At 70.7% G+C, this 15,518-nt stretch carries 15 protein-coding genes; 6 read left to right on the plus strand and 9 right to left on the minus strand.

Annotation, left to right across the window (positions count from 1 at the left end):
- Positions 1 to 59: 59 nt before the first annotated feature.
- Genes BLR46_RS14615 through BLR46_RS14630 form a run of 4 tightly spaced genes read right to left on the minus strand, consistent with a single transcriptional unit; the run spans position 60 to position 3,705 of the window.
- Positions 60 to 926, minus strand: a complete 867-nt coding sequence (locus BLR46_RS14615) for an SGNH/GDSL hydrolase family protein (RefSeq protein ID WP_176761807.1) — start codon at positions 924 to 926, stop codon at positions 60 to 62.
- A gap of 37 nt (positions 927 to 963) precedes the next feature.
- Complete coding sequence (locus tag BLR46_RS14620) at positions 964 to 1,365, minus strand: holo-ACP synthase (protein ID WP_093253837.1); 402 nt, start codon at positions 1,363 to 1,365, stop codon at positions 964 to 966.
- A 14-nt stretch (positions 1,366 to 1,379) separates the two neighbouring features.
- Positions 1,380 to 2,201 carry an SGNH/GDSL hydrolase family protein gene (locus BLR46_RS14625; protein ID WP_093253839.1) on the minus strand — a complete coding sequence of 274 codons (822 nt, stop codon included), beginning with the start codon at positions 2,199 to 2,201 and terminating at the stop codon, positions 1,380 to 1,382.
- Positions 2,202 to 2,238: 37 nt separating this feature from the next.
- Positions 2,239 to 3,705, minus strand: coding sequence for a class I adenylate-forming enzyme family protein (locus BLR46_RS14630; protein ID WP_245701758.1), 1,467 nt, complete (start codon positions 3,703 to 3,705; stop codon positions 2,239 to 2,241).
- 97 nt (positions 3,706 to 3,802) lie between these two features.
- Between BLR46_RS14630 and BLR46_RS14635 the strand changes: the two genes are divergently transcribed.
- From BLR46_RS14635 to BLR46_RS14660, 6 genes are read left to right on the plus strand one after another with little or no spacing between them, the layout of a single operon-like run.
- Positions 3,803 to 4,066, plus strand: a complete 264-nt coding sequence (locus BLR46_RS14635; RefSeq protein ID WP_093253844.1) for an acyl carrier protein — start codon at positions 3,803 to 3,805, stop codon at positions 4,064 to 4,066.
- Positions 4,063 to 4,269, plus strand: coding sequence for a hypothetical protein (locus tag BLR46_RS14640; protein ID WP_093253846.1), 207 nt, complete (start codon positions 4,063 to 4,065; stop codon positions 4,267 to 4,269). Before BLR46_RS14635 ends, BLR46_RS14640 begins: the two co-directional genes overlap by 4 nt.
- A 3-nt stretch (positions 4,270 to 4,272) precedes the next feature.
- The gene (gene asnB / locus BLR46_RS14645; protein WP_093253848.1) at positions 4,273 to 6,255 is read left to right on the plus strand and encodes an asparagine synthase (glutamine-hydrolyzing); all 1,983 of its coding nucleotides are present in this window, start codon (positions 4,273 to 4,275) and stop codon (positions 6,253 to 6,255) included.
- Positions 6,252 to 7,244, plus strand: a complete 993-nt coding sequence (gene nadE / locus BLR46_RS14650; RefSeq protein ID WP_093253850.1) for an NAD(+) synthase — start codon at positions 6,252 to 6,254, stop codon at positions 7,242 to 7,244. Before asnB ends, nadE begins: the two co-directional genes overlap by 4 nt.
- 12 nt (positions 7,245 to 7,256) lie before the next feature.
- On the plus strand, positions 7,257 to 8,759 hold the full coding sequence (locus BLR46_RS14655) for an oligosaccharide flippase family protein (protein ID WP_093253852.1): 1,503 nt from the start codon (positions 7,257 to 7,259) through the stop codon (positions 8,757 to 8,759).
- Positions 8,756 to 9,712 carry a glycosyltransferase family 2 protein gene (locus BLR46_RS14660; RefSeq protein WP_093253855.1) on the plus strand — a complete coding sequence of 319 codons (957 nt, stop codon included), beginning with the start codon at positions 8,756 to 8,758 and terminating at the stop codon, positions 9,710 to 9,712. Before BLR46_RS14655 ends, BLR46_RS14660 begins: the two co-directional genes overlap by 4 nt.
- 3 nt (positions 9,713 to 9,715) lie before the next feature.
- Here the strand turns inward: BLR46_RS14660 and BLR46_RS14665 are convergent, their stop codons facing one another.
- From BLR46_RS14665 to BLR46_RS14685, 5 genes are all read right to left on the minus strand, one after another.
- Positions 9,716 to 10,783, minus strand: a complete 1,068-nt coding sequence (locus tag BLR46_RS14665; RefSeq protein WP_093253857.1) for a GNAT family protein — start codon at positions 10,781 to 10,783, stop codon at positions 9,716 to 9,718.
- Entirely contained in the window at positions 10,776 to 12,725 is a 1,950-nt protein-coding gene (locus BLR46_RS14670; protein ID WP_093253860.1) for an O-antigen ligase family protein, read from the minus strand. The genes BLR46_RS14665 and BLR46_RS14670 overlap by 8 nt, the downstream gene beginning before the upstream one ends.
- The gene (locus BLR46_RS14675) at positions 12,716 to 13,888 is read right to left on the minus strand and encodes a polysaccharide pyruvyl transferase family protein (protein WP_093253862.1); all 1,173 of its coding nucleotides are present in this window, start codon (positions 13,886 to 13,888) and stop codon (positions 12,716 to 12,718) included. Before BLR46_RS14675 ends, BLR46_RS14670 begins: the two co-directional genes overlap by 10 nt.
- A complete protein-coding gene (locus BLR46_RS14680; RefSeq protein WP_143008330.1) occupies positions 13,885 to 14,784 on the minus strand; it encodes a right-handed parallel beta-helix repeat-containing protein in 900 nt (299 codons plus the stop codon). The genes BLR46_RS14675 and BLR46_RS14680 overlap by 4 nt, the downstream gene beginning before the upstream one ends.
- 89 nt (positions 14,785 to 14,873) lie before the next feature.
- A partial coding sequence (locus BLR46_RS14685; protein ID WP_218118494.1) for a PLP-dependent aminotransferase family protein occupies positions 14,874 to 15,518 on the minus strand: 645 nt, incomplete at its 5' end.

Raw genomic sequence — 15,518 nt, forward strand, 5'->3', positions numbered from 1 at the left:
GGGTGGAAACCGTTCTGACTACCATTCCGGAAGGTTATTTTTCAGGGACTCCAAAAGCCTCAGTAGCGGCTGGTGAAGCCCTCGTCGCCGATGGCCTCGGCGTACGCTTCCTGGCCCTCTGCGGTGGGATGGAGGCTCGACGGCAGGGGCACCCTGGTGCCAGGCATGAAGGCCGGCGGAGCGATGTGGCCGGAAGGATTGCACGCGCCCATCCCGGCGAACTCGTCGGTCACGTCGACGTAGACGAGCCCGCGGTCGAGGGTGGCGAGCGCGGTGGCGGCGACGGTCCCCTCGATGATCTGGTTCAGCCCCAGTGCGGCGTTGTCGATGGTCTGCAGCGCGGCCGGATCGTAGGGGAAGCCGGCGAGGTCGAGGGTGGTGCAGGCCCCGGTCGTCGAGAGCTGGAACAGCTGCGGATACCCGGTGACGTACACCGTCGCCTGCGGGGCCCGCTCCCGGATCGCCGCGAGCAGGAGGCCGAGCTCTTCCGGCAGCTCGCTGGAGGCGACGAACGCCTGCTGCAAAGCCGCCTGGCACGACACCGTCTGCAGTTCGGCCGCGCAGTTCGTCAGCACGTCGACGAAGCCAACGTCGTTGCCGCCGACGGTGAGCGTCACTTGTCGGGCAGCCTCCGGCATGCGCGCCACCTGCTCCAACACCTCGTCGACCGTGGCACCGCTCTCGGCAAGGAACGTCACGCGGTGCGCTCCGACTGCGAGCAGCACGGGGTACGCCTCATAGGATCGCATCGACTCACCGGCCACACGCAGGGGCGCGAGGCCCACCCCCGCGGCGTAGGAGTCGCCGAGAGCGGCGTAGCGGCCGCGGTTGGGCGAGTCGTTGTCCGCGGCCGCGGGCGCGATCGAGGCAGCACCGAGCATGATCGCGGCGCCAGCCGCCGCGATTCCCCTGAGAACTCGGTGCACGGTGAGGCTCCCTCCAGCCATTGATGCTGCGAGCAGCCTACTCCGCCGTAACCTGCAAGTCACCGGTCCAGGCGAATGCCACCGCGTACGCGAGGTGGCCGTCGCAGCCCGAGGCCGCCTCGATCACCCCGACCCCGCGCGACGATGCCGCCTCCGCCACCTGCCCGCGCAGCAGCACCGGCCCGACCCCATCCCCGAACCCGACCTCGAGCATCGCCCAGGGCACACCGCCCTGCCACGCCACCCCCAGCGCCTTCCACGCGGCCTCCTTGGTGGCGAGCAACCGGGCGAAGCGGACGGCGGGTGACCCGTCGAGGCCGCAACAGGTCACCTCCGCGACCGTGAACCAGCGTCCGGCGAACCGGCCGCGCGAGAGCAGACGCTCGATCCGCGCGACCTCCACGATGTCCACCCCGACGCCGCGGAGCACCCCGTCCATCGTCGCCCCGGCCGTCAGTTGGGGGTGGCGTTCAGCATCCGCACGAACTCGGCGGCGACGAGGGCCGCGCCCGTCTCGTTGAGGTGGGCGCCGTCGTTGCTGTAGCCGGAGTAGAGCTCGGCCTTCACCGCACCGTCGGGTGCCCTCGACTCGAGCGCGGCGATGTCGAAGACGCGATCCGGCCCGTACTCGGCTCGGATGAGCGCGTTGTAGCGCTCGCGGGTGGCGTTGTCGTTCCGGCCGACGACCATCTTGATGTGGTCCTTGATGCCGTACGGCCCGGTGGTGAGCGGCGCGGTCAGGTGCACGAACCGCACATGCGGGTAGTCCGCCTCGAGCTGCGCCATCGTCGCCTTGTAGGTCTCGAACAGCTTCTCGACGTCGGAGTCCCAGCGCAGGTCGATGTAGCAGAACTTGATCAGCGCGACGTCCACCTGGTCGGCGAGCCCGCCCCGCAGCATCGCCTCGAAGTTCTCCAGCTTCCGGTACGGGTGGCGGTTCTCGCCGATCAGCGTGTGCACGAACGCGCCGCCGTCCTCGTCGAGCGACGGTATCTCGCCGATGTCGGTCTCGATGAAGTTCGGCGGGGCAACGTCGTGCGCCTCGTACAGCTGGCGCAGGCCGCTGATCACGTTGTTGCCCACCGACATGTGCCCGAAGAACACGCGCTGCTCGGCGGCGCGCTCAAGTTCCTGTGGGCTGACGCGGGATGCCGCGTCGTTGGGCGCCGCCTTGTACGTCGGCTGCGGGTCCCAGTAGAACGCGTAGGCGGCGGTCCCGAGGAGCGCCAGCGCCACGAGCCCGACGGCCAGCGAAATGAGTGGTCTCCTGAGCATGATCTCCCCCTGATCATCCAGACCACCAAGGTAACACTCAGCCCATGGTCTCCAACAGGGTCCGGACGGCGCTCCTGGAGATCTTCCCGTTGGTGGTGAGCGGGATCTCGTCGAGCACGTGCACGGCGGCGGGCACCATGTGCTTCGGCAGATGCCCGCGCAGGAAGGCAAGCACCTCGTCGGGGGTCAGCGTCACCCCGGGCACGGCGGTCACGGCCAGCGTGACGGCCTCCCCCGCGTCCGGGTCGGGCATCCCGACGGTGACGGCCGCGGCGATGTGGTCGTGCAGCAGGGCGGTCTCGTCGACCTGCTGCGGCGAGATGCGGTAGCCCCACGACTTGATGAAGTCCCCGGTGCGGCCGACGATGTGGATGAAGCCCTCCTCGTCGACGGTGGCGATGTCGCCGGTGCGCAGCCGCCCGTCGCGGAACTTCTCCGCGGTGGCCGCCTCGTCGCGGTAGTAGCCGGGCGAGATGTTCTCCCCGGAGGCGACGATCTCCCCCTCCTCGCCGGGCGCGACCGGCCGCCCGTCGGGGTGCTCGACGACGAGCTCCACCCCCGGGATGCCGCGGCCGATGGAACCGAGCTTGGTCTCCAGCAGTTCCGGCGGCAGGTACGACAGCCTCGCCGTCGCCTCCGTCTGCCCGTACATCACGAAGACGCGGCTGGTCGGCTGCGCCGCGACGAGCCTGCGGATGAGGTCGGGCGCGAGCCTCCCGCCGGCCTGTTGGACCTTGGTGAGCGACGGCAGCGCCCGGCTCGCGTAGCTGCTCGCCTTCAGCAGCAGCTGGTACGACGACGGCACCCCCGCCATCCCGGTGCACGCGTGCTCGGCGATCAGCTCGATCGCGGTCTCCGGGAACGTGAACGTGTTGCAGAGCACGACGCTGCCGCCGACCGCGAGGTGCGTGTGCAGCAGCGAAGCCCCGAAGACGTAGTGGAACGGCAGGATGACGAGCACGCGGTCGTGGGGGCCGAGGTCGAGGTACTCGACGATGGACTCGGTGTTGGCGCGCAGGTTGCGGTGGGTGAGCCGCACGACCTTGGGTCTGGACGTCGTGCCGGATGTGAACATGAGCGCGGCGTCGTCCCCGGCGGCGGGGCTGGCGTCCGGCCAGGCCGAGCGGCCGTCGGTTGCGAGCACCTCGTCGGTGACGACGGGCCGGTCCCCCAGCGCGTCCCCGAGGTGGCGCAGCTGGCGTCGATCGGCCAGGAGGGCCGCGCAGTCCACGAACTCCGCCTCCGCCGCCAGCTCGTCGCCGTCCAGCTTGTCCGACATCGGCACGACGACGCCGAGCTTCAGCGCGGCCAGGTAGCCGGCGATCCAGAAGAACGAGTTGGTGCCGAGCAGCCCGATGCGCGCGCCGGGCGGGACGCCGAGGTCGAGGAGCTCACCGGCGATGCGGTGGGCGGCGGCGCGCAGGTCGGCGTAGGTGTACGGGCGGCCGTCGATCACGGCCACGTCGTCGTCGCGTCCGGCGGCGAGCAGGAAATCGCTGAACAAGGCCACCACCCCGGTTCAAAAGGACTCTGGCTCAAGTCGATGTTCGGACAGTACACTTCGTTATCTACAACGGGGTACCGATTCGGGGGAAATTGGTATGGAATCGCAGATCACCCAGACCCTTCGTGCGTTCATCACGGACAACTACCTGTTCGGGGACCGTGCCCGCCTGCCTGCCGACGACGCCTCGCTGCTGGAGACCGGGGTCATCGACTCCACGGGCGTCCTGGAGCTGATCGAGTTCCTGGAGTCCGAGTACGGCTTCACCGTCGAGGACACCGAGACCCTGCCCGAGAACCTCGGCAGCGTCGCGGGGCTGACCCGCTACGTCTCCGCCAAGCAGCGCCAGGGGGCGGCATGACCAGGCAGCTGGCGCAGCGGCTCGTCGCCGAGTGCGCCCACCTGCGCCCGGTGGAGGACCCCGAGCTCGACGCGCTCCGGCGGGCCCTGCTCGTCGAGGACGTCCTCGGGGCGCGGCTCACCGACGACCAGATCGACCTGGCCCTCCTCACCGACGCCGACGCGCTGCTCGCGCTGACGGCGGACGCCCACGACCAGCCGTGACCCATGTGCGGGATATGCGGGGTCGCCTCGCAGGGCGCTCCCCCGGACCTCGACGACGTGCTCCCGATGCTCGGCGCGCTCGCGCACCGCGGGCCCGACGGCAGCGGCTGGCTGCGTGACCGCAAGGCGATACTCGGTCACACGCGGCTGTCGCTGATCGACTACGCGGGCGGCGCCCAGCCGATCGGCAACGAGGACGGCACCGTCTGGGTCACGTTCAACGGCGAGATCTTCAACTACATCGAACTCCGCGACGAGCTGCTCGCCCTCGGGCACCGGTTCACCACCCGCTCCGACACCGAGGTGATCGTGCACGCCTACGAGCAGTGGGGCGCGGGCTGCTTCCCGCGCTTCAACGGGCAGTGGGCGCTCGCCATCTGGGACCGGCGCGCCGGCCGCCTCGTGCTCTCGCGCGACCGGCTCGGCGTGCGGCCCCTCTACTACCGGCTCGACCGCGACCGGCTCACGTTCGCGTCCGAGGTGAAGGCGCTGTTCACGGACAACACGATCCCCCGCGAGCTCGACCCCGCCGGCCTGGGCGAGGTGTTCTCCCTGTGGTCGACGGTCGCGCCCCGGACCCCGTTCGCCGGGATCGCGCAGCTGCCGCCCGGCCACGTCGCCTGGTTCGACGGCGCCGGGTTCCGCAGCGAGCCGTACTGGCGGCCCGGCTTCCCGCCCCGCGGGGAGGAGCCCGGTCAGGACCTCGACGAGAACGCCGGCCGCCTGCGCGAACTGCTGGTCCACGCCACCCGGCTGCGGTTCGAGCGCAGCGACTTCCCCGTCGGCGCCTACCTCTCCGGCGGGCTCGACTCGTCGGTCACCGCGGCTGCGATCCGCCACTTCACCGACGCCGACCTCGACACCTTCTCGCTGAGGTTCACCGACGAGGAGTTCGACGAGGGCCCCTACCAGCGGCTGATGGCCGAGCGCCTCGAGACGAACCACCACGACGTCGAGGTGTCGCACGTCGACATCGCCGAGGTGTTCCCGGAGGTGGTGTGGCACGCCGAGTCGCCGCTGCTCCGCACCGCGCCCGCACCGCTGTTCCTGCTCTCCAAGCTGGTGCGCGGCTCCGGCTACAAGGTGGTGGTCACCGGCGAGGGGGCCGACGAGGTGCTCGGCGGCTACGACATCTACCGCGAGGCGAAGGTCCGAGAGTTCTGGGCCCGCGACCCCTCGTCGCGGCTCCGGGACCGCGCGACGGAGCTGCTGTACCCCTGGCTGGTGCGCAACCCGGGGAAGGCGCCCGCGTTCGCGCGCAGCTTCTTCGCCGCCGACTTCGACCCGTCCGATCCCGCTGCGTCGCACCGCACCCGCTGGAACTCCACCGGCGCCGTCGTGACGCTGCTGAACGAGGGCATGCGGCGCGAGGTGGAGGCCGCGCACGCCGACCACGCCGGCGCGATGCCACCCGAGGCCGCCGGCTGGGACTCGCTCGCCCGGGCGCAGTGGCTGGAGATGACCACCCTGCTGCCCGGCTACATCCTCGCGTCGCAGGGCGACCGGATGCTGATGGCGAACTCCGTCGAGGGTCGGTTCCCGTTCCTCGACCGCGACGTCGTCGCGTTCGCCAACCAGCTGCCTGCCCGCCACAAGCTGTTCGGCCTCGAGGAGAAGTTCCTGCTGCGCCACGCGTTCTCGGACCTCGTTCCCGACGCGATCCGCCACCGCCCCAAGCAGCCCTACCGGGCTCCCGACGCGGCCAGCTTCTTCGGCGACGGCGCACCCCCGGACTGGGTGCTCGACGTGGCGTCCACCGAGGCCGTGCTCGCCGCCGGCGTGTTCGACGCCGCACAGGTCCGGGGGCTCGTCGCCAAGGCCCGCGAGCGCAGCCGCCGCTTCGGCAACACCGACAACATGCGACTCGTCGCCGTGCTCTCCACCCAGCTGCTGCACGCCCAGTTCCTCGCTGGCCGCCGCGCCGCGCCGGCCCGGCCACCGGAGCCCGTCCTCGCCATCGACCTCACCGCCCAGGAGGCATCATGACCACCACCACCGACTTCGGCCCGCGGACGCTGGACCTGGACCTCGCCGCGGAGACGGACCGCATCGTCGCGATGATCCGCGGCTACCTCACCACCCACCGGCGCAAGGGCGCCGTCGTCGCGCTCTCCGGGGGCATCGACTCGAGCGTGACCGCGGCGCTGTGCGTCGCCGCGCTCGGTCCGGGCCGGGTCTTCGGGCTCCACATGCCGGAGCGGGCCTCGTCGCCGGAGACGATCTCGCTCAGCCGCTCGATCTCCGACCACTTCGGCTTCGACTCCGTCGTCGAGGACATCGCGACGACCCTCGAGGCGGTCGGCTGCTACCGCCGCTACGACGAGGCGGTGCGGCGCGTCGTGCCGGAGTACGGGGAGGGCTGGAAGTCGAAGATCGTCCTGCCCAGCGTCGTGGACGACGACGCGCTCCGGCTCTACTCGATCGTCGTCGAGGACCCGCAGGGCGAGCGGTCGCGGCACCGGCTCACGATCGAGGCCTACCTCGGCATCGTCGCCGCGACGAACTTCAAGCAGCGGGTCCGCAAGATGCTCGAGTACCACCACGCCGACCGGCTCAACTACGTCACCACCGGCACCCCGAACCGGCTGGAGTACGACCAGGGCTTCTTCGTGAAACTCGGCGACGGGGCGGCCGACATCAAGCCCATCGCGCACCTCTACAAGACGCAGGTGTACGCGCTGGCCGAGCACCTGGGCGTCCCCGAGGCGGTCCGCACGCGCCCGTCGACGACGGACACGTACTCGCTGGCGCAGTCGCAGGAGGAGTTCTACTTCTCGCTCCCGCACCACCTCATGGACCTGTGCCTCTACGGGCTCAACCACGACGTGCCCGTCGACCAGGTCGCGTCCGCCACGGGCCTGACGGCCGAGCAGGTGGAGCGCGTGTACCGCGACATCGAGCAGAAGCGGCGCACCACCGCCTACCTGCACGAACCGCCGGTGCTCGTCGAGAACGTCCCCGAGATCCACGGGTAGGCGCCGCGCACCATGTCCGTCCACGAGCCGCAGCAGGCCGACCCCGGGGCGCTCGGGTCGAAGGCGTTCCGGGGCGGGCGCCTGCTCGCCGCCGGCACGGTCGTCGACCGGCTCGCGCGGCTCGGCCGCAACATGCTGCTGGCGCGGGTCATCCTGCCCGACGACTTCGCGCTCATGGCGATCACGCTCGTCGTGATCGCGCTGTTCACCGCGCTGACGGAGGTGGGCGTGGCGCAGGCGGTCATCCAGAACAGGCGCGGCAGCACGCCGGAGTTCCTGAACGTGGCCTGGTGGTTCGGGGTGGTCCGAGGGCTCGTCGTCGCGGTCATGGGCGTCCTCCTCGCCGGCCCGATCGCCCGCTTCTACGACAAGCCCGCCTTGGAGCCGCTGCTGCTCGTCGCGCCGGCCATCGTCGTGTTCACCGGGCTCACCAGCCCCCGCATCTACGCGCTGCAGCGGCAGTTCCGGTTCGGGGCGACGCTTTGGACGATGCAGGGCGCAGGGCTGCTCGGCACCGCCATGACCATCGTGCTCGGGCTGCTGTGGCAGAACGTGTGGGCGCTCGTGCTGGGCGCGGTGTTCGAGGCGTTCGCCCGGTTCGTGCTGTCCTTCGTCCTCTGCCCGGTGCGGCCGCGGCTCCACCTCGACCGCGAGTCGACCCGCGACCTCTTCCGGTTCTCCCGCGGGATGGCGGGACTGCCGCTGATGACCCTGCTCATCATGCAGGCCGACGTGTTCGTGCTCGGCAAGGTCATCCCCGACTACCAGCTCGGCCTCTACACGCTCGCGATCGCGTTGGCCGCCTTCCCCCTCACGCTGTTCAGCAAGGTGGTCCAGCCGCTCGTCGTGCCGATCCTCGCCACGTTCCAGGACGACCACCCCGGCATGCGCGCCAGCGTGCTGCAGCTCTCCCGGCTCGTGTGGTCGTTCGGCCTCCCGCTGACCACCGTGATGTCCATCGCCTCCGCCCCGCTGCTCGCGCTCATCTACGGGCCGCCGTTCGCCGAGGCCGCGCCCGCGTTCTCGCTCTACTCCGCCTTCTGCATCGTCTACATGGCCTCGATGGTGACGTTCTCGGTCTACCTCGCCCTCGCCCGCCCCGGCCTCCAGCGGCGGTTCACGTTCGTGCGCGCGGCGATCGTCGTGGTGGCGCTCTACCCGCTGTCGGTGCTGTGGGGCAGCCCCGGCGCGGCCCTGACGCTCCTCGTCGCGATGCTCGTGGCGATGGCCGTGCAACTGGTCAACCTGCACAAGGTGATCGGTCTCCCGGTCGCCGCCTATCTCGCCACGATGCGCCCCGGCCTCCTCGCCTCGGTGCTCGTCGCGATCCCGACCGCCCTGCTCGTCCTCGTCGCACCCACCCCGGGCTGGGCCGACGTGCTGCTCTCCGCCGCGCTCGGCGCGGCCACCTGGGCCGTCCTGCTCTTCCGTGAGCGCCGCGCCCTCCGACAGCTCCGCTCCGCCGGGGCTCCCCCGTCGCCCGCCGGCGACCAGACGCTGGAGGAACAGCCGTGACCGAAACCGTCGACGTGTCCGTCGTCATCGTCAACTGGAACACCCGCGACCTACTGCTGGGCGTGATCCAGTCGCTCCTCGAGACCACCCGGCGCACCGCGATGGAGATCATCGTCGTGGACAACGCCTCGCACGACGGGTCCCCGGAGGCGGTGCGGGAGCGGTACCCGTCGGTCCAGATCATCGTCAACGACGACAACCTCGGCTTCGCGAGGGCCAACAACGTCGGGTTCCGGGCTGCGCGCGGCCGAGCGGTGTGCTTGGTGAACACCGACGTGGTCGCCCTCGACGGGGTGATCGACACGCTGTACGCGTACCTCGTCGAGCACCCCGAGGTGGCGATGGTGGGCCCCCGCACCTACAACGAGCAGGGCGGGACGAGGCAGAACTGCCGCCGGTTCCCCAGCCTGCTGAACGCGGTCGGCGACCACCTGTGGCTGAAGCGCACCGGGCTGGTCCCGGGCCGGTCGCTGCCGCCAGAGACCTACGACCACACGCACCCCGCCGAGGTCCTGTCCGGCTGCTTCCTGATGGTGCGGCGCGAGGCCATGGACCGCGTCGGCATGCTGGACGAGGACTTCTTCTTCTACGGCGAGGACACCGACTGGGGCAAGCGGTTCCACGACGCCGGCTGGGTGAGCGTCTACCACCCGGAGGCCGAGGCCATCCACTTCGGGGGCGGCAGCACCAAGGCCTACCCGGTGAAGTACTACCTGATCATGGAGAAGTCGGACCTCCTCTACTGGCGCAAGCACCATCCCCTCTGGGAGCGCGCGGTCTACGCGGTGGTCCGCCTCCTGCACCATGCCGTGTCCACCGTGGCCTGGGCGGCGATCTGGGTGCTGCTGCCGCGACGGCGGGAGCAGGCGGCGCTGAAGGTGCGCGGCAGCGTCATCAACGCGGTGTGGCTGCTCACCCGTCGCTCCCTGGTGGTGACGCCCGGCTGGAGCTGAGGCTCACACGTCGTTGCCGTCGCCCTGGGTGATGAACCACGCCTCGGGGTCGTGGACCGCCGGCTCCGGGAAGTTCGGGCTGACGAGGAACTTCACGTGGCCGCGGCGGAGCCGGAGGCCGGCGCCGCGCAGCCGCCGGTCCAGTCCGGTGCCGGGGATCGACCACGCCTGGACGAGCGCGACGCCCTCTCGCCGGAAGTGGGTGAGGGCGACGCGCAGCAGCAGCCGGAGTGTGTCGCCGCCGGCCGGGCAGACGAGGTCGACGACCTCCCCCACCCGGACCCCGCGCCGGATCGTCTCGGTGAGCACGACGATGCCGACGAGCCTTCCGCCGCGGCGCAGCGCCAAGCAGGTGTACCGGTCCGGGTTCGCCACGTACCTCCAGTTGAGGTACTCCGAGTCCCGCACCATGGCCACGCGGTATCCCGGCGCCACCGAGTCCCAGAGCCGGTCGGCCTCGGAGTCGAACGACTCCAGGAGCTCGACGGTGGTGCCCCTCGGCGCTCGGCGGCGCCGGGGCACGAGGCGCGGCAGCCGCCCGAGGACGGCCCCCAGCAGCCGGGCGACGGGGCGGGGGCGGAGGAACGCGGCCAGGAGCGGCCCCCAACGCAGCACCCGGGTCCGGTAGGCCAGCGAGAAGTCCTCGACGTAGCCCCACCGGTCGCGGAAGATCGGGTAGGAATTCACCGAGGGCGTGACGTACCAGCCGGCGATGCCGGCGTCCCTGGCTCCCGCGAAGACGGCGGCGGTGCAGCGCTTGATCAGGCCCCTGCCCTGGTGCCCGGGGTCGGTGAACATGTCCATGGTCTTGCCGACGATGACGCGTCGACCCTCGACCTGGAAGATCTTCGGCGCGACGGCGAAGGAGGCCACCACCTTGTCCCCCAGCCGCGCGGAGTGCACGACGGCCTGCCCGGCCGGGTTGTCGAGATACATCCACCGGTAGTAGGCGGCGGACTTGTCTCGCAGCCGCTGCTCCCCCCGTCCGCCGTCCATCCGTGTGATGAGGTCCGAGATCGCCTCCGGGTCGTCGCGCCTGAGCGGACCGAACTCGTACTCGTCGTCAGCCATGGTGGGTCCTCTCGACCTGCCTCGTCAGCCCCCACAGCGCGCCGGCCAGCCCCAGGAACAGGAACGTGAGGCCGGCCACCTGGCGGAAGCCGAGGGCGTCGAAGGTGATGTAGCTCGTCACGACGCCAGCGAGCGACGCGGTCACCGCCAGACCGGCGTGACGCTCCTGGTCGTCGCGGCCCCGGCGGTGCACCGAGATGCCCTGGCCGACCCCGACGAGGACCAGGGCGAAGAATGCGAGGGTCCCCACCACCCCGATCTCGAGGAGGAGCACCAGTGCCTGGTTGTCGATCGTGCGGTAGACCATCGGGACGAACGTGAACAAGCCGAGCCCGAAGAGCGGATGCTCGCCGATCAGCCTGAAGACGAGGTCGTAGTCGTCGGTCCGGCCCGTGATGCTCGGGTCGTCGCCCAGATTGGTGAAGAGCGACCGGATGGTGCCGAGGAGACCCGGGAGCGCCACCGGGCCGACGAGCCCCATGACCGGCAGGGCGAGCAGCGCCATCATTCGCCACCGGTTGGGCCACCCGAGGAACAGGACGACGAGCGCGACCGCCGCCACCACGATGCCGGAGCGTGAGACCGTCATCAGCGTGGCGAGCCCGACCATCAGGGTGGGCAGCCAGCCGATGAGCCGCTTCGAGTACAGCCCCACGTGCAACGCAATTGGCAACAGGCAGGCCATGACGACGCCGAGTTCGATGGGGTGTGTCGAGGTGCTCACCACCCGCACGAGGTCGGACCGGGCGATGCCCCGCCCGAACTCGGCCGACGCCGACAGGCCCGGCAGGTCGATCAGCGTGGCGGCGTTGAACCCGGTGAAGTACTGCACCACGCCGATCGCGGCGGCCACCGTCGCGGCCCCCACCAACCAGACCAGCACCCGATGCATCTCGCGCCACGTCCGGATGCCCTCGGCGGTGACGAGCGCGATGCCGACCCAGCCGGCCAGCGCCAGCAGCCCACGGTCGGAGGCGCTCACGGCCACTTCGGTCATCTCCGGGACGTCCGCCAGCCGCCAGTTCCTCGCACCGTAACGCGGGCGGACGTCGGCCGGCTGGTACCAGCCCTGGACGTGGCCGAAGGCGTAGCTGAGCAGCGTCACGCCCACCAGCAGGCCGACGCCCAACCGCAGCGGCGAGAGGTCGAACCGGCGCAGCTGGCCGCCCAGCGTGGCCGCCGTCCACCAGAGCAGGCCGCCGAGCGCCAGCAGGTTCGCGGGGGCGCCCGGCGCACCGATCGGACCCACCACGAGCCGCGTGGGGATCACCAGCAGCAGCACGGCGAACAGCGCGACGAACATCCACGCGGGAAAGAACCCGCCGGTTTCCGGCGTGGTGAAATCGGGCACCGGTGAGGACCGGCGGCGCTCCACGGCGAGCGCGGCCAGCACGCTGAGCACGGTGCCCGCGGCGACGAACCCCGCCGACGCGCGGAGCGGGTCGCCCTGGATCCGGTCCGCGGAGGGCTCGGCGAGGATCGAGTACGTGTCGGCGACGTGCCTCGCGGGTGCACCCTCCTCAGTCTGGACGCGCAACAACTCCGCCTCCAGCAGCGCGACGAGCCAATCGCGGGTGCGCACCACGTCGTCCGGGTCCGTGCCCTCCACGCTGAGCGTCACCACCGGCCGCGACGGGTCGAGGCCCACCTCGAACTGCGACTCCAAGCCCTCAGCCGCCATCGCGTCCCGGGCCGCGTCGCCGTCCGGGACCTGCGCCACCAGCATGCTGAGCACGATGAGCCCGTTGGGCAGGTTCAGGTAGGGGTTGACCTCCGTGCTGCGGGCATCGGGCGGCAGCAGCAGCAGAAGACGGGCGGTCGACTGGTACTGCGGCGGGGCGTGGGCGGGGATGATGAGGGCGGCGCCCAGCGTCAGCGCGAGTCCAACCCACAGCACGGCCCACCCGGGCAACGACCCCCGGCCCAAGCGTCTCAGTCCCATGACGGCTCCGCACCGAGCAGTGCCTCGAGTCGCTCCGGGAAGATGCTGATCCGCGCCTGCGCCCGCTCGTTGGCCAGGGCGACCTGTTCGGCGAGCCGTGCCCGATCATGCACGAGGCCGAGCGTCAGCGCAGCCGCCGCCCCGGCGTCCAGCACCGTGAGGTCCACGAGCGGTTCGTAGCCCAGGCTGCCGAAGAGGCCGGCGAACTTGCGGCTGTACGCCGCCGGGACCACCGGCACGCCCGACGTGAAGGCGGCGATCGTGGCATGCATGCGGGAGCCGATGAACACTTCGGTGGCGGCGATCCAGGACTTCGCCTCCACTGGATCCCCGAACGGCGGTGACAATCTCGCGCGCGGATGGCGCCGCTGCAGTTCCCGGCAAGCTGTGAGGTCGTCCTCCGCCGCAGGCCTGCCCGCCGGCCCGACATGGGAGACGAGGTGGACCGAGAATCCTCCGTCCAGCAGCGCGGCCACCACCTCGTCGCAGTAGGCGCGGTAGTCGGCGACGAGGTGGAACTGGTTCCGGCCGGTGTAGCCGCCGCGCCACAGCAGGCCGGAGACGTTGAAACCGACCGCCGGTTCGGCTCCCTCGAGTTCGACGCCGCGCCGCCAGGGCAGTGTCACGGCCACGTCGGTGGCGACGATTACCTCCCGGTCCACCAGCCCGGCGACGTATTCGGCCGATGGATCGTCCCGCGAGAAGACGAGCGCCGCGCGGTCGAGCACGTGCCGCACCAGCGGCCGGGACCACCGCCGCTGGAAGGGCCCGTAGGTCTGCGGCGCAAGCACGAGCGGCGTGCGGGTCAGGATCGCCAGCTCCTTGTGCAGCAGCAGCTTGGCCAGCCGCTTTGCGCCGTAGAGGTCCGAGAAGCTGTCGCCCCCGCTGAAGTCGACGATCGCGTCGCACCCCGCCATCGCGGCGACCGACCGGGCCATGTGGCGCGGGCTGCGGTGACGGAACGGGACGGCGCGGATTCGTCGCTCCCCAATCCCGAGGGCGGTGCGCATCCGGTCGATGCCCGAGACGGAGTTGTCTGAGAACAGCACGAACTCCGCCTCCGACGGGGCGAGGCGGTGCACGAGGTGGAGGCCGGCGTACGCGAGCGCGGCCACGCCGAGGTTGGCGTTGTCGCACTGGATCCCCAGGAAGCCGATCCTCATCCTGACCCCCTCGCCGGTTCGTCGTTGTCGTCGAACACGTTGCTGCTGTCCCAGACGCTGTTCTCCAGGTTCCCGGCCACGCCGAACCGGTAGTCGCGGCCGAACCTGTTGTCGCGATACACGGCGCTGGCCACCTCGCCGCGGCCGCCGCCGTTCACGGTGACGTTGCCGCCGTTCATCCAGTTGCCGATGACCTGCAGGCCGGCGATCGGCTCGTCGCCCACGAGCGACCCGATCTGGATGGCGGCGTTCAGGTGGTCGCCGGTTAGGTCGTTGTAGGCCTGGAGGTTGTTGTACCGGATGGTGATGCCGTGCCCCCTGCGGATCTGGATGGCGTCGTTGTGGCTCGTCGACGTTCGGTGGAGGTGGTGCACGTAGGAGTGCTCGACCAGCACGCCGTCCGCGGAGATGGCGATCCCGTCCTCGGCGGAGTGCACGTCGGCATAGCGGACGCTGCCGGTGCCGCCGTCGAAGTAGATGCCCTTGCCGGAGCTCCCCTGGTTGTCCACCTCGATGTGCTCCAGCAGTGCGCCCACCACCCCCTCGCGCACGTGGACGGGGTACCGCTCGGTGTCGGTGACGATCCTGGTGTTGCGGACGGTGACGTTGTCCGCTGCGATCACGAGCGCCCCCCGCACCTCCAGCCCCTCCAGGACGGCCCCGTCGCGCACGACCTCCAGGCCGTCCACCCGCCGCAACGCGGTTCCTGCGACCACACCCGTCGTGGACGCGTCCGGCGGCTCGGCACGTCGCGAGGGCGAGGGGGCCGCCGCGGCCGAGGTGGGCGCCCCGGTCGGCGAGCCTGAGGGCTGGAGCGCCGCGACGAGGGCAGCGCCGATGAGCGTCGCACCCACTGCGGCGGCTGCGGCGACGGGTCCGGCGCGGATTCCCCCCATGAGCCCATTGTGCGCTCGCGCCGCGCCCCGGATGCGAAAACGGCCCGCGACCAGAAATGGTCACGGGCCGATTCGGTGTGGGAGGAGGCTCAGCGGGCGGGCTGGCCGTTGTCGTGGTAGACGTTGCTCGTCTCCCAGACACTGTTCTGCAGGTTGCCCTGCACGCCGTACTGGTGATCACGGCCGAAGCGGTTCCCGCTGTACACAGCACTGTCCACCTCACCGCGGCCACCACCGTTGATCGTGAACCGGCCACCGTTCATCAGGTTCCCGTACACGCGGAGGTCGGTGATCGTGTCACCCACCAGCGAGCCGATCTGGATCGCCGCGTTCGACACCCCCGTGTCCGGGTGGATCGCCTGCAGGTTGTTGTAACGGATCCGGATGTTGTCGCCGCCGCGGATCTGGATCGCGTCCGGGTGGGCCTCGGCGTTGCGCATCAGGTGGTGGACGTAGTTGTGCTCCACCACCACGTTGTCGGCCGTGATGAAGATGCCGTCCTCCGCGGAGTGGATGTTCGAGTAACGCACGGTACCCGAACCACTGTTGAAGTAGATGCCCTTGCCGTCACCGCCCTCGTTGCTCACCTCGACACGCTCGATCAGCGTGCCCGACACACCGGGGTGCACACGGATCGGGTACCGCGCAGCACCCGTGGACACCCGGGAGTTGCGGATCGTGACGTTGTTCGCCTGGACGTCGATCGAACCGTCCACATCCAGCCCGTCGATCAC

The sequence above is a fragment of the Tessaracoccus oleiagri genome (genome assembly GCF_900103275.1).
Lineage (GTDB): Bacteria > Actinomycetota > Actinomycetes > Propionibacteriales > Propionibacteriaceae > Arachnia > Arachnia oleiagri.